Origin of the sequence: Streptomyces sp. NPDC096323 (assembly GCF_040302845.1) — a bacterium.
Classification (GTDB): Bacteria; Actinomycetota; Actinomycetes; order Streptomycetales; family Streptomycetaceae; genus Streptomyces.
On sequence record NZ_JBEOSI010000006.1, the window covers coordinates 436,726 to 450,412 of the forward strand.

The 13,687-nt window shown below is 70.2% G+C and carries 10 protein-coding genes; 3 read left to right on the forward strand and 7 right to left on the reverse strand.

Going from position 1 to position 13,687, the window contains the following annotated elements:
- The first annotated feature begins 114 nt into the window (after positions 1 to 114).
- Positions 115 to 273 carry a hypothetical protein gene (locus ABTX18_RS19590; protein ID WP_352123952.1) on the forward strand — a complete coding sequence of 53 codons (159 nt, stop codon included), beginning with the start codon at positions 115 to 117 and terminating at the stop codon, positions 271 to 273.
- A gap of 70 nt (positions 274 to 343) precedes the next feature.
- Here the strand turns inward: ABTX18_RS19590 and ABTX18_RS19595 are convergent, their stop codons facing one another.
- Positions 344 to 1,429, reverse strand: a complete 1,086-nt coding sequence (locus tag ABTX18_RS19595) for a S1 family peptidase (RefSeq protein WP_352123953.1) — start codon at positions 1,427 to 1,429, stop codon at positions 344 to 346.
- A 286-nt stretch (positions 1,430 to 1,715) separates the two neighbouring features.
- Here ABTX18_RS19595 and ABTX18_RS19600 point away from each other — a divergent pair, with 286 nt between their 5' ends.
- The gene (locus ABTX18_RS19600) at positions 1,716 to 2,624 is read left to right on the forward strand and encodes an alpha/beta fold hydrolase (RefSeq protein WP_352123954.1); all 909 of its coding nucleotides are present in this window, start codon (positions 1,716 to 1,718) and stop codon (positions 2,622 to 2,624) included.
- 52 nt (positions 2,625 to 2,676) lie between these two features.
- Here ABTX18_RS19600 and fxsT read toward each other — a convergent pair whose 3' ends face one another.
- The 4 genes from fxsT to fxsA form a co-directional block, all read right to left on the reverse strand.
- A complete protein-coding gene (gene fxsT / locus ABTX18_RS19605; protein WP_352123955.1) occupies positions 2,677 to 6,612 on the reverse strand; it encodes an FxSxx-COOH system tetratricopeptide repeat protein in 3,936 nt (1,311 codons plus the stop codon).
- Positions 6,596 to 7,954, reverse strand: a complete 1,359-nt coding sequence (gene fsxC, locus ABTX18_RS19610) for an FxsC protein (protein WP_352124021.1) — start codon at positions 7,952 to 7,954, stop codon at positions 6,596 to 6,598. Before fsxC ends, fxsT begins: the two co-directional genes overlap by 17 nt.
- Positions 7,955 to 8,165: 211 nt before the next feature.
- A complete protein-coding gene (gene fxsBH / locus ABTX18_RS19615) occupies positions 8,166 to 10,409 on the reverse strand; it encodes a radical SAM/SPASM protein FxsBH, inactivated beta-hydroxylase extension form (RefSeq protein ID WP_352123956.1) in 2,244 nt (747 codons plus the stop codon).
- A 74-nt stretch (positions 10,410 to 10,483) separates the two neighbouring features.
- The gene (fxsA, locus tag ABTX18_RS19620) at positions 10,484 to 10,651 is read right to left on the reverse strand and encodes an FxSxx-COOH cyclophane-containing RiPP peptide (protein WP_206309473.1); all 168 of its coding nucleotides are present in this window, start codon (positions 10,649 to 10,651) and stop codon (positions 10,484 to 10,486) included.
- Between the two features lie 226 nt (positions 10,652 to 10,877).
- On the opposite strand from fxsA, the gene ABTX18_RS19625 reads away from it, so the two are divergent.
- On the forward strand, positions 10,878 to 11,804 hold the full coding sequence (locus ABTX18_RS19625; protein ID WP_352123957.1) for a DUF4231 domain-containing protein: 927 nt from the start codon (positions 10,878 to 10,880) through the stop codon (positions 11,802 to 11,804).
- A gap of 47 nt (positions 11,805 to 11,851) precedes the next feature.
- On the opposite strand, the gene ABTX18_RS19630 is transcribed toward ABTX18_RS19625, so the two are convergent.
- Both ABTX18_RS19630 and ABTX18_RS19635 read right to left on the reverse strand, forming a co-directional pair.
- Positions 11,852 to 12,331, reverse strand: a complete 480-nt coding sequence (locus ABTX18_RS19630) for a hypothetical protein (RefSeq protein ID WP_352123958.1) — start codon at positions 12,329 to 12,331, stop codon at positions 11,852 to 11,854.
- Between the two features lie 230 nt (positions 12,332 to 12,561).
- Positions 12,562 to 13,461 carry a S1 family peptidase gene (locus ABTX18_RS19635; protein WP_352123959.1) on the reverse strand — a complete coding sequence of 300 codons (900 nt, stop codon included), beginning with the start codon at positions 13,459 to 13,461 and terminating at the stop codon, positions 12,562 to 12,564.
- Positions 13,462 to 13,687: the final 226 nt, after the last annotated feature.

Here is a 13,687-nt window from a genome sequence, read left to right on the forward strand (position 1 = left end):
GAGCGAGTTGTGGACGTGGGCAGGCGACGGGCACGGAACAGAGCGGTCACCCCACACCCGCAGCAGCCTCAGAACGATGCGTAACGCAACCCTCGCGTCGATGTCCGCCGCCTGATGGCGCTCCAGTTGCCCCAGGAGGAGCAGGCACTCCATGCCGAAACCTTCCGCCGCCTCACGACCTTCGAGTCCCTGCTGGCCCGGACGGCGGGAACCGGACGCGGCCTGGTCGACGACGTGCGCGACCGGCTGGCGGCGGGCGGACTGACCGGCTGAACGTGCCTGGTCCGCGGAAGTGGCCCCCGGCCGGCTTCTCCGGGGGCCATGCGTCACCGCGCGGAACCGGTCAGCCGATCTCCGCCCCGAACGCCGACAGCGCCTCCGGCACCGGCTGGAAGAACGTCTCGCCGCCCGAGGAGCAGTCGCCGCTGCCGCCCGAGGTCAGGCCGATCGCCGTGTCACCGGCGAAGAGCGAGCCGCCGCTGTCGCCGGGCTCGGCGCAGACCGTCGTCTGGATGAGGCCGTTGACGATGTCGCCGTTGCCGTAGTTGACCGTGGCGTCCAGCCCGGTCACCTCGCCGTCGTGCACCTGGGTGGTGGAGCCGCTGCGCGTCACCGTCATTCCGACGGTCGCCTCGCCCGCCTTGGTGATCGGCTGGGCGGAGCCGTTGTAGAGGTCGACCTCGCTGGGGTGCGCGGTGTCGGAGGTGTACTTCACCAGGCCGTAGTCGTTGTCGGGGAACGACGAGCCCGCGTTCGTCCCGATCTCCGCGCCGCCCTGGGAGTCCGACCAGCTGGAGATCGCCTCGGTGCAGTGCCCGGCGGTCAGGAAGTACGGTTCGCCGTCCTTGACCACGTTGAAGCCGAGCGAGCAGCGCCCGCCGTTGCCCCAGATCGCGTCGCCGCCCGCGATGAACGGCTTGAACTCCCCGCCGGAACGCTTGAGTTCGGCCTTGCCGCCCAGCTCCTCGACCACCGAGCTGAGCTTCTGCCAGGCAGCGCCCTCGACCGTGCGGTCCGCGGTGACGACCACCTTGTTGCTGACCGGGTCGACGGCCCACGAGGTGCCGGGGATCGTGGCCTTGCCGGTCAGGGTCTGCCGGGCCGACTTCAGCTCGGCGAGCGAGTTCCGCACGATTCTCGCCTTGCCGCCCGCCTGACGCACCTGCTCGGCGGCGGCCTCGTCGACCACGTTCATCACCAGGCTCTTCGACGTGGCGTCGTAGTACGCGCCGGCCGCGTCCGCGCCCAGGTCCGCGTCCAGAGCGGTGGCCAGCTCTCCGGCCGCCACCGCGTCGAGCGTCCGGGCGGTGAACTGCGGCACGTCCTCACTGGCGTTCGCGCTCTGGAACGTCACTCCGGCTGCGACCAGGGCGACCACGGCCGACCCGGCCAGCACTGCGCGCTTCCTGGATATGCGTCGATGCTTCAACTTCGACCTCCTGTGGGGCCGCGCACGAATGATGTGGGGTCGCCCGTGCGCGGAGGATGGGGCGCCCACTATTCCGACCGGCCGGTTCGCACACAAGGTCGGCTTCAGGACGCACACACGACACCACCGGTTCGGGCGCGCCATGTTCACCGCCGGAGGCCGGGGCTCACCCGCCGTCCGGATTCTCCCCACGCGCCATGCCGGGATCGCCTCCGATGGGTCATCATCAAAGGGTGCGGGGAAAGCCGGGCACGTCGTGTCCGCAGGAATCGCGAGGAGGCACGGAGTGCGCAGTCGGGTGCGCGCGGCCGACGGACGGCAGCTGGTGGTGGAGCGTCTGGGGGATCCTCGCGGCAGACCGGTCTTCCTGCTGCACGGGATGCCCGGCAGCAGGCTCGGTCCGGCGCCGCGGGGCATGGTGCTGTACCAGCGCAAGACACAGCTGATCACCTACGACCGGCCGGGATACGGCGACTCCGACCGGCTGCCGGGCAGATGCGTCGCCGACGCCGTCCAGGACGTCCGGGCCATCGCGGACCACATCGGGCTCGACCGGTTCGCCGTGGTGGGCCGGTCCGGTGGCGCCTCGCACGCTCTGGCCTGCGCCGCGCTGATGCCCGAGCGAGTCACCCGGACCGCCGCCCTGGTCGGGCTGGCCCCCCGGGACGCCGACGGTCTCGACTGGTTCGAGGGAATGGCCCCCTCCAATGTGCTGGCCTACACCGCGGCGCGGTCCGATCCGGACGGGCTGGCGAAGTCGTTCATCTCACGGTCCGCGGTGATCCGGAAGAACCCGGTGCGGCTGATCGACGATCTGCGCCGGGAGCTGACCGACTCCGACCGGATGGTGGTCAACGACGCCGGCGTCCGCACCATGCTGCTGCGCAACTACCGTGAAGGGCTGCGCACTTCGGCGTACGGCTGGATCGACGACGCGCTCGCCTTCTGCCGGCCGTGGGGGTTCGACCCGGCCGCCATCACCGGTCCGGTGCTGCTGTGGCACGGCGAGAAGGACGTGTTCTCACCGGTCGGGCACACCCGCTGGCTGGCGAGCCGCATACCGGGCGCCACCGTCGTGGTGGAACCGGCGGCCGCGCACTTCGACGCGCTGCACGCGCTCCCCCGCATCCTCAACTGGCTGCTGGACACGTCCGGAGACCGAGCCGCGGGAGCATCGGAAGCGCCCGGAGACTGAGCCGCGGGAGCCGCGGGAGCGTCCGGCCACCGGCCGGGCGCTCCCGCACGCGTCACACCGCCTGGGGCTCCAGTTCGCGCTGGAACCGGCCGTCGTTCCGGGCGATCCGGGTGAGCGGATGCTCGTCACCGAGCTGCCGGGACAGCTCGTCGACCGTCTCCGCCCTGACGTGCGCCGCCTCGTCCTCGCGCCCCATCGCTTCGAGAGTGACCGCCATGTTCGACTTCATGGCCAGCGTCTCCGGATGGTGCGCGCCCAGCGCTTCCCGGAACTGCACCGCCAGGCTCCGCTCCGTCTTCAGCACCAGATCGAGGTCGCCCCGCTCCGCCGTGGCGTTGGCCAGGTTCATCACGCTGAACAGCGTGTTGGGGTGCTCCCGCCCGTACACCTCCCGCATCGAGGCGACCACCTTCGTCAGCACCTGCTCCGCCTCCTCGGACGCGCCGGTCCCCCAGAGATAGACGCCCAGGTTGTTCAGGGCTGCCAGCGTGTACGGGTGCTTCTCGCCCGGCACCTTCATGTACTGGTCGACCACCTCCTGGGCGGCGTCCCGGGCCTCCGTCGCCTCGCCGGCCGCGAACAGGTCGGCCGCCATGTTGAGGTCGCAGGCCAGCCACTCCGGGTTGGCGGAGGTGTACTTGGCCCGGTAGCGGGCCCGGGTCGCGACCGTGAGCCGGCGGGCGTCCTCCAGTCTGCCGGCCCGGCGCAGCGAGACCGCGAGGCTCTTGGCCGCGCTGAGCGTGCCGGGGAAGGACCGGCCGAGCGTGGCCTTGTAGCTGTCGTACGTACGGCTGAGGATGCCGACCGAGTCCTCGTACCGTCCGACGTCCCGCAGGTCACGGGCGAGGTTCATGGCCGAGGAGAGGCTGTACGGGTGTTCCTCGCCGAGCACCTCGCGGCGCCGGTCGAAGACGTCCTGGTCGATCTCGCGGGCCTTGGCGTACTGGCCGATCGACCGCAGGGTGAACGCCAGGTTGTTGGCCGCCGCCAGGGCCCTGGGGTGCGAGTCGTGGAAGATCTGGTTGAACCCGTCGGTGGCCTCGGTCGCCAGCTGGATGGCCCTGGTGTACTCGCCGAGCGTGCCGAGGTCCGTGGCCAGGCTGCTGGTGCTCATGTACGTGTGCGGGTGCTCCGGGCCCAGCACCTCCCGCTGGGTGGCCAGGGTGATCTCGTCGAGGTCCTTCGCCTCCACGTAACGGCCGCGCGAGCGGTAGATGTTGGACAGGTGGAAGCAGAGGTAGAGGTACTGGATGTCCCGCTCCCCCAGCGTCTCGCGCCAGATCTCGCGCAGCTCCTCGCAGAGCGTGGTGGCCGTCCGGAAGTCACCGCGCTTCCAGAGGTAGCGGACCCGGTCGATCAGGAGCCTGCGGGCCTCGGGCTCCTTGCAGTTGCGGGCGTCGGACGGGCCCAGGTGCGGCCATATCGTGGCGAACTGAGGCCAGTTGGCCGGGTTGTCGATCGGCTCGTCGTCATCGGGCCTGGCGCCCGCCAGGATGCGGTGGACGGCGTGCCGGGCGTCCCGCTGCTCCTGCTCGGTGAGCTGGGCGCGGATGACCGCCTGGACGAGCCGGTGCACCTGGATGGAGTTGGAGACCTGGTCGACCTTGGCGAGGGCGAACCGGCCGATCTCCCGGATGACGCGGCCCAGCACGAGCTTCTCCTGGAGCGAGGCGTCGTACGGCTTCAGTGCCTCGATCATCTCCTTGCTGTACAGCAGGTTCCCCGAGATCGGCTCGGGGGCGAAGAAGGCGCAGAGCTGGAGGAGGCGCACCGCGGCGGGTGAGCGTTCCTTGAGACGCTGGATGGAGATGTTCCAGGTCGCGGCGACCGGTTCCGGGTAGCCGGCCGGCTGGTTGAGCGCCAGGACCTCGGGGGCCTGCTGGGCCAGCTGTTCCAGGTAGGTGTCGATCGGGGTGGCGGTCTCCGCGATCCACGCCGCCGCCTGTTCGACGGCGAGCGGCAGGTCGCCGACCGCGGTGGCGACCTGGGCGGCGTCCTCGTCGCTCAGCCCGGGTGCGCGGCGCTGGAGGTGCTCGATGGACTCCTCGCGCAGGAAGACGTCGACCGGGAGCGCGTCGCCGTGCTGGGACCAGGCCTGGTTGCGGGAGGTGACCAGGATGTGGCCGGAGCCGCCCTGCGGGAAGTAGCGCCGGAGCCGTTCGGGGTCGTCGGCGTTGTCGAAGACCAGCAGCCAGCGGTCCGACGGCACGCCGCGGCGCAGCAGGTCGACGGCCTCCTGGGAGGCGGCGGCCATGTCGTCGCCGCCCTGGGCGCCGAGCCGGACGGCGAGTTCGGCGAGCCCCGCGACCACGTCGTCGGTCTGCTCGGACGATATCCACCAGACCAGGTCGTAGTCGGCCATGAACCGGTGGACGTACTCCAGGGCGACCTGGGTCTTGCCGACGCCGCCGAGTCCGTACAGAGTCTGCGGCTGCGGCAGGACGACGGCCATGCCGCCGCCGAGCTGGTCGCGCATCCGCTCCAGGACGAGGGAGCGGCCGGTGAAGCCGGGGTTGCGCGGCGGCGCGTTCCAGATCCGGGGGACGGTGCCGGGGAAGCGCGGTCCCGGCGAAACCGCGTCGGTGAGCTGGACGGGCCGGTCCAGGGCGCGTAACAGGGCGGCGGTGGCGTGCACCTCGTCGAGCCGGAACAGGTCGACGGGGTTGCGGTCGATGAAGGCCGCGGACAGCCGTACGTCACCGACCCTGAGCGGCAGCAGTTGGCGCCGCCCGCCGCCCGGGTCCTCGGCGACGGCCCGGTCCCAGAGGTTCACCGCGCGTTGCGACTTGAGGTACGCGCTGGAGAGCAGGACCACGGTCCGCACCGCGTTCTCCGGGGTGCCGGGCGTCTGGTCCTGGGGTCCGCGCTCGGCGGACACGTCGCGGGGCACGACGCGGAAGCCGGCCCGGGTGAGCACGGACTCGATCCAGTCGGCCCACATCCGGTTCTCCGCCACATAGCTGAGGAAGAGATCGGCGGGCAGCGCGGGCCGGCGCCGGGTGAACGCGTCACGGATGCGCAGCCGCACCTCTTCCCCGACCGGGGGCATCGAGGTGATCTCCCGGTCCGTGATGACGGAGGTGAGTCGTTCGAAGGCGGAGAGGAGGGAGTTGGTGAGCCCCGCCTCGTCCCCGAAGGTGGCCAGCGTCTCCTCGTACGCGTAGTAGGGGCGGTAGGGAATCTCCACCGCGCCCCAGTAGGCGGTGAGTTCGTCGCCCGACAGGTCGCGGGGCAGCCGGTCGAACTTCAGCCGGGCCAGGGCCCGTCCGGCGTCGGCCTTCTCCTTCTCGCCCTCGTCGATCCGCATCGGGACGGGGAAGATGGAGATGGGGCGGCCGGTGTAGCGCTCGGAGATCTGCCGGGCGACCGAGGCGGCGCCGTCGATGGACTGGTCGCTGAGGGTGAAGCAGTCGACGAGCACGTCGGGCAGGTGGACGGTGCAGATGTCGGCGATGTCGCTGAGGCCGGTGCGGCTGTCGATGAGGACATAGTCGTAGTTGGCCTTCATATCGTCGCGCAGGGCGTCGAAGAAGTGGCCACCGCCGAGCCGGTCGTAGAAGTTGTCCCAGTCGAAGGTGGAGACGGTCGCGGAGTATTCGCGGTTCTGGCGTCCGGCGGAGACGAAGTCGAGCGTGCCGCCGTGCGGGAACTCCCAGCCGAGGGCCTCGGGCGTGAGCGAGACCGCGTGCGGCTGGATCCGCGCGTAGTCCCGGTGCCAGTCGTCGGCCCGTTGCACGGGGCTGGTCGCGGCCCAGGCGTACTCGGTGATCAGGTCGATGACACCGGTGGTGGCGCCGAGCGTCGACGGGTCGAGGAACGGATGGAAGAACCGGTGCAGTCCGGGGGCCTCCAGGTCCCAGTCGACGGCCAGTACCCGTTTGCCGTTGGCGGCGAGAATCCAGGCGGTGTTGGCCAGGGCCATGGTGCGCCCCGTACCACCCTTGTACGAGTAGAAGGTGACGATGCGCCCGTCACGACTGGCCGTCATCCGTGTCCTCCGCATCCGTCGAAGCGTCATGTGTCCCGGGGATGTACTGGGTCTGCGCCATGGGTCCCATCAGGCGAGTCCGTTCGGTGGGTCCTCCGCCGCCGGTGGCAGGCAGATAGACGGCCGCGTGTCTCAGGTACTGCTGGGCGGCCACCTCGACCACCTGGGGCAGGATCTGTCCGAAGGCCTCCATGCTCGGTACGCCCTTGGCGGCGGCGCGGCAGTAGGCGCGGCCCTGGCGCATCTTGGCCGGCATGGTCCGCTCGAGTTTGGCGGTGAGCTCGGCCTCGGCGGCTCTGCTCTCGTGGTCGTCCCGGTTCCAGGGGACGACCATCGTCACCCAGGGGCGGTTCTCCGCGTCGAAGGCGGCGAGCCGCCGGCACCGGTCCTCGTCCTGGAGCGCCCAACGGTCGACGAGGAGGATCTCCGGCGTGGTCGGGCCCTGTTTGCCGGCCGGGAGGCCCGCGTCCTCGTCGAAGGAGGCGATGGTCGCCTGGTAGTTGAGGGAGCGCACCAGGTCCTCGGCGACATAGGCCAGGGGCCGTGCCGCGTCCGGGTGGTAGGGGTTCCAGTCCTGCGGGTTGTCGCCGTAGTAGTCGGCGTTGCGCCCCTCGGGCAGGTCGTGGCGGGTGGCGGCTGCGATGGTCACCTGCATGGGGCGTGGGCCGCCCGTTCCGCTGCCCGCCGAGCCGAAGGCGCTGGGGGCCAGCCGGTAGTCGACGGGCCGGCCGGTGCCGATCCGTACGGTGTCGGCGACGCTGACGATGCGTTTGGCGAGCTCGTACACCGCGCGCTCGTACTCCTCGTTGAAGAGTTTGAGCTTGATCAGTCCGTACAGTCCGTCACTGACGTAACGGTCCCCGAAATCGCGGTGGTTGAACTGTAATCGCTCGGCCGGTCCGGGCAGCTGGCTGGGCGGGACCGGCACCCAGAGCGCCGGGACGATCGCCTCGGCCGGCTGGTTGGAGCGGGCCCGGTGGTGGATGGCCCGCTGGGCGAACGCGTACCACTCCTTGCCGCACATCTCGCTGGCGAAATAGCGCGGCGAGAACAGCGGGACGAACACCCGGCAGGTGGCAAGCACTTCGCCGAGCCGTTCCGACCAGCCCTCGCCGGAACGTATCTCGCGGTCGATGAACCCGGCGGGCGCGCCCGCGGGGAGGTCGGTCATGGCCATCACATGGCCACAGAGGTCCTGGAAGAGCCGCTCGACCCACATGTCGGGGTCCGTGCCACCGCCGTACCCCGGTGTGTGGGCATAACTCAAGAAGAAGTACGGCCGATGGTCCGCCGCTCGCTGCTGCGTCGTCGCGTGCACACGACCCCCGTCCTGTGTGAGCACCCGCACCCGAGGAGTGAAGAGAATGCGAGCGAATTCATCATTCCGGAGCGGACCTTGCTCCACCCCCATGACGTTCGGTCAATCAACGCCGCTTTTCAGTCATCTGTTCCCACGCTCCGTCGATCACACTCCTGCGCGTATGCGTTCTGCGGTTGTTCCTCCCGGTTGTCCCGGAGGTCTGCTCCCTCCGCGTCGAACCGGAATCCGGGATTCAGAATTCTTTTCGCATCCGCGTCAGGAGCCGTTTTCCGCCGATGGTGAGTTCGGCGGCCCCTTCCAGCGTGTCGAGCGCCTGCGGCAGACCATCCCGGTACCGGGGATCGAATGCCGCGAGCGCCAGCCGTTCATAGGCAGCTTCCAGCAGCCGGGAAAACGGAATCAATTCGTCCTTCCAGGGCATTCGATGTTCCCAGGCGCCGTCCGCCGCGTAAAGATCCGTGACGTCCACGAATGCCCGGAATCTCGCCCGCCGCACGCCCCGCAGCAGCGTGAGCGCCAGCGTGCCGGCGTCCTGGTCCGCCCCGATGCCGAGCGCGCCGTAGCCGTGCCGCCCCACCGACGGCTCGCTCGGTTGCAGGCCGGTGAGCGGGGTGACGGTGAGCGGACCGTCGAGGGACCCCGCGCCATAGGCGGGAGCCCGCTCCCCGATCAGCGCCCATGCCTCGGTGAGCGCGTCGCCCAGACGCCCGGCGGCCGCCGGGCCGAGCGTGGCCGCGGCGGGCGCGCCGAAGCAGTCGCGGTACCGGTCGAGGTCGTCGATCACGAAGCCGTGGTCCGGGAACGGGCTGCCCGGCAGCGGGAACGCGCGCACCGGCAGCCAGCCCGGCTCCGCCGCGTCGTACCGCCGGATCCGCCGCTCGGGTCCGCCGGCCGGCCCGGCCAGGAAGCCGTTCCCCGCCGCGCGTACCAGCACGGTGCCGCGCTCCCCCGGCCCGGCGACCGTCAGCCGGCCCAGCGTCGGCAGGACAAGCTCACCGTCCCGGTAGGGCGCAGGCGCACGCAGGTCGAGGCCGGCCCGCACGGCGGCCGCGGCGAGGAGGGTCTGCAGACCGTCCGCGGCCCCGGAAGCCGCCTCCGGGCGGTCCTCGTGCAGGGCGGCCAGCGCGTCGAGCAGCCAGGTGCGCGTGTACGGATGGGCGAGTACGCCGTCCAGCCCCCGGGCCCCTTCCTCCGAGCCCTCCAGGGCGGCCGCCAGCTCCCACGCCCGCGCCCACCGCTCGCCGCCCCTGCCGTCCAGGTCGGCGTGCAGCCGCGCCAGCAGGGTGCGGGTGAGGTCCTCCTGGGCCGCGAGCAGTCCGTCCGCTCCGGCCACCGCTGGCGCCACGGTGTCCGCGGGCGTCCGGGCCTCGATGCCGTGCACCAGGGCAGCGAGGTCGTGGCAGTACACGGACGGGTTGTCGAAGCCCGCGCCGTCGGGCGAGGAGCGGTAGCGGTGGGTGTACAGGCCTCCCCCGCACGAACGTACGACGGGGCAGCGGCGGCACGTCTCACTGACCCCCTCCAGGCCGAGCTGCCTGGCCCGTACCCCCGGGTGCGCCGCGACCTCGTCGAAGCTGTGCGCGAAGACGTCGAACCCGGTGGCCGCCGCACCCTCGTAGGCGCTCTTCAGTGAATCGACCTGCTCCAGCCGTCCGTCGGTCTCGACGACGACGAGGTCGGTCGGCGCGAGGCCCAGCGACTCGGTGAGGCTGGGCCCGCCGCTCAGCGTGGAGGCGACCGAGGAGAAGATCCGCACCGGCACCGGGCGCCCCTGCTCCTGCCAGCGGTCGAAGACCGCGAGGAGCCAGTCGGCGTAGGCGGTGGGCGATCCGTCCGGCCGAGGCGGCGGGTCGTCCCAGGTGGCGTGGGGAAGCAGGAAGTCGATCAGCGGCGGTTCGAGCTCCGTGAGCGCGTCGAGGACCGCGACGGGGTCGTTCTCGATGTCGATGGTGCACAGGAGACCGAGGTTGAGATGGCGGTAGCGCTCCTGCCGGAGCAGCTCGACGGCCTTGAGTACGAGGGGGTGGCTGCTGCGCCCGTCGGCGAAGCGGCGGTGCCGGTCGTTGGCCGCGCGGTCGCCGTCGAGGGAGATGCCCACCTTGACGTCGTACTCGCTGAAGAGGTCGAGATAGCGCGGGCTGAGCTGCAGGCCGTTGGTGTGGATCCGGAGATCGAGGGCGGCGATGCCGTCGAAGGCGGAGGTCAGCTCTTCGCAGATGCGCCGCAGCCGGGCGGGGCCCGCCAGCAGAGGCTCCCCTCCGTGCAGGATTACTGACACGGAGGGCAGTGCGTGTGTCTTGGCATGCTCAGCCAGGCGCTGAGCAGTCCGGAAAATGACTTCGTCAGAGATTGTTTTCGGACGGGTTCGCCAGCTCTGATCGGCATGTTCGTAGACATAGCAATGGTCACAGGCAAGATCACACCTGCTGTGAACCTTGAGGACTACTTCACGGAAAGGGACCAGGGGTCCTGTCATTCCAACAGTCTAGCCAGCCCGGAAGGGTGATCCGGCAGACCGGCCGTCCCGGAGGAGTGGCCCGTGAAAGAGGATCAGAGGGAGGAGTTGAAGGTGGATGCCTGGGTGGGGCGACCGGCGGAGGCGACATGCACTCGACCGAGCTTCCTGGCTGCTTCGCCACCACGCGCGTCGATCGCGGCGAGCGGCACACGGCTCTTCTTCGCAACGGCGAAGGAGAGGGAGGATTCAGTGGTCTTCACGGCCGTCCTTGAGGGGATTCGTTCCGATGGAATGGTTCCGGACAGGAGACCAGCGTTGGTACCTGCACCATTGCAGTGTCCGGCGGCACGACTTTACTCTCATGACCTCGGTTGGCAACTGAGGACGCCCACTTGGAACACGAGCGTCACACGGGACCGGCCCGGTTCGAGCGGAAGACGAGATTCCGCCATCCGGGTGACCACATAACCGCAGACGGGAGTGAACATGACGGCGATTCCCGGACCACTGCAGAGCATGGTCTTCAGGAACGCTGATCTGCCGGAGCTCTTTCACCACACGGACGCCATTGCGGTCGCCCGCCAGCGGGAGGCGGTGAATACGACCCGGTGGCAGCTCATCCTGCTGGTCGCGGGCACGGTGCCGGCCGCGCTGCCCTGGCGCGCGGAGCTCGCCGGATCGCTTCAACTCACGGACTGCGCGGCCGTGTTGGCATACCTCGGCGTCCTGGTCACCACCTACCTGACCTCCCGGCGGAAAGCAAAGTCGCATTGGCAACTCAATCGGTCCGCGGCAGAGTTCATCAAATCGATGTGCTGGCGTTACTCGGTGCACGGCTCACCTTTCGACACCGGCACACAGCACCCCGAGGCGGTGTTCGCCAACCGGCTCGAAGAGGGGCTTCAGGAGCTCCGCAAGGTGGGCTGGACGGACCCCCGCGACCGGACGGCCGATTCCGGCGGACTGATCACCGATTCCATGCGCGCATTACGGGACAAGGCATTCACCGTGCGCAAGGAGACCTATGTACGTGACCGGCTGATCGAACAGCGCAGCTGGTACCGCAGACGCCAGGAGGTGTCCCGGCGGGCCACCCTCGTCTGGTCGACCACCATCGCCGCACTGACGGCACTCGCGCTGCTCCTCGCCGTGCTCAGGGCTTTCTCGGCCGGCCAGTCCTTCGCGCTGACCGGAGTGCTCTCCGCGGCGGCCGCCGCCTGTCTCGCCTGGGCCGAGATGCGCCGGCACCATCCGCTGATATCGGCCCACTCCCTGGTGGAGAAGGACCTGGAGTCGATGCAGATAGCGATGGAGACCACCCTGAACGAGCGCCAGTGGCCGCGGGCGGTGTTCGAGACCGAGCGCATCGTCTCCCCCCAGCACACGGACTGGCTCGCCCGGCACCAGATGTAAGGGCGAGCCCGCACCCGCACTGCGCGCCGAGGTACACGACGGCGTGCTCAGCCGCGCTCGACCCCCTCGCGCCAGATCACCGTCACCGGGCGGCCGAGCCCGCGGGCGTAGCTCACGATGTCCCCCGTGCCGCCGAGGCCGCGCGCGGGGCGGCCGTCCCATACGGCGATCAGCCGGTCGCAGTGGTCGGCGATGTACGCGCCGGCGGCGTAGTACGCCTCGTCGGTGGAGTGCGGGTAGTCCAGCCTGACCTCACGGACGGCGCGTGCCTTGAGGGCCCGGTAGCGGGCGAGTTCGGCCCCGTCGGCGAAGCAGGCCTCGTAGTCGCCGCTGGGGATGACCACGGTCAGTTCGGCGCCGTGGGCGAGGGCGAGGTCGGCGAAGAGCTGGTCCGCGCCGACGGCCAGGCTGGACAGCGCCTCCACCGAGCCGTCGCACCCGCGGAACGCCGCTCGCATCGACGCCAGCACATGGGCGTGGGCCTCCCGCGGAATGCTGCGGTGACCGGTCACTCCGATGCGTTTCACGGAACTGGAACCCCCTGGGGTGTCTGCCGGGGGTTCCCGGAGGGCATCCCTCCGGGAGGCGCAGCATCCGCCCCCGTTGCTCCTGCGTGACCGTCCTGTGCCACATCCTCTCAAAAGCCGCGGGGTCAGCGGGAGCCCCCGCCCGCAATTCGGGCGGGGGCTCGGCGTGTTCGACGTGCGCTTTCGAGGGAGGGGCCGGTTCCGGGGGACAGAACCGGCCACCCGGCGCGTCAGTAGACGCTGACGCCGTATGCGCTGAGTGCCTCGGTGACCGGCTGGAAGAAGGTCGTCCCACCGGAGCTGCAGTTGCCGCTGCCGCCCGAGGTGAGACCGATCGCCCTGGAGCCGGAGTAGAGCGGACCGCCGGAGTCACCGGGCTCCGCGCACACATTCGTCTTGATCATGCCGTAGACGATGTCGCCGTTGCCGTAGTTGACCGTGGCGTTGAGCGCCGAGACGGTGCCGCTGTGGATGCCGGTGGTGGAGCCGCGGCGGGTGACGGACATCCCGACCGTGGCGTTGGCCGCACTGGTGATGTCGACGCTGCCGACGGTGCCGGCGTGGGCGACGGAGGCGTTGTCGTAGCGGACCAGGCCGTAGTCGTTGGTCGGGAAGCTGGATCCGACCGTCGGACCGATGCTCGTGGTGTGCGAGGAGTTGGTGTACCAGGGCGGGTTGCCGTCGGTGCAGTGACCGGCGGTCAGGAAGTAGTAGGTGCTGCCGCTGCGGACGTTGAATCCGAGGGAGCAGCGCCAGCTCGGTGCGTAGATGGCGTCGCCGCCGGAGATCAGCTTGCTGAACTTTCCGGAGGTGTGCTCGATGCGCAGGGCGCCCGCGTTGGCTCCCGCGGAGTCCTTGATCTGCTGGATCTCCGAGGCGGAGACCGTGCTGTCGACGGTGACCACGAGCTTCTTCGTCACGGGGTCGACGTTCCAGGCCGTGCCGGCCACGTCGGCGCCGAGGACGGCTTCGCTCGCGGCGGAGAGCTGGTTCGCGCTGTACGTTCCGGTGGAGCTGGCCTGGGCGCTGGGGATGGTGAGTGCGGCGACCGCCACAAGACCTGCGGCGATGCCGACGGCCCTGCTGCGTCTCGCGGTGCTGCCGAGGGGGGTGGTGCGCTTGATCCTCACTTGTTTCCCTCCCGAGGGGGGTCGGGGGTCCGCCTGTGGGGTGGTCGGACCCGTGAGGCGCAGTCATGGGCCCGGCCATCCGTCCGCATTGCGGATATGCCGTGCCCCTGACAAGCGCTGCTCGGGAGTATTCAAGGCGTCAACTTCCGGCGCAAGGGCGCCTTTTGGCCTGAGCTTTGCGGATCACACGCTCCCGCACCCGGCGTCCGGCCCCGGCGGCCGAGGT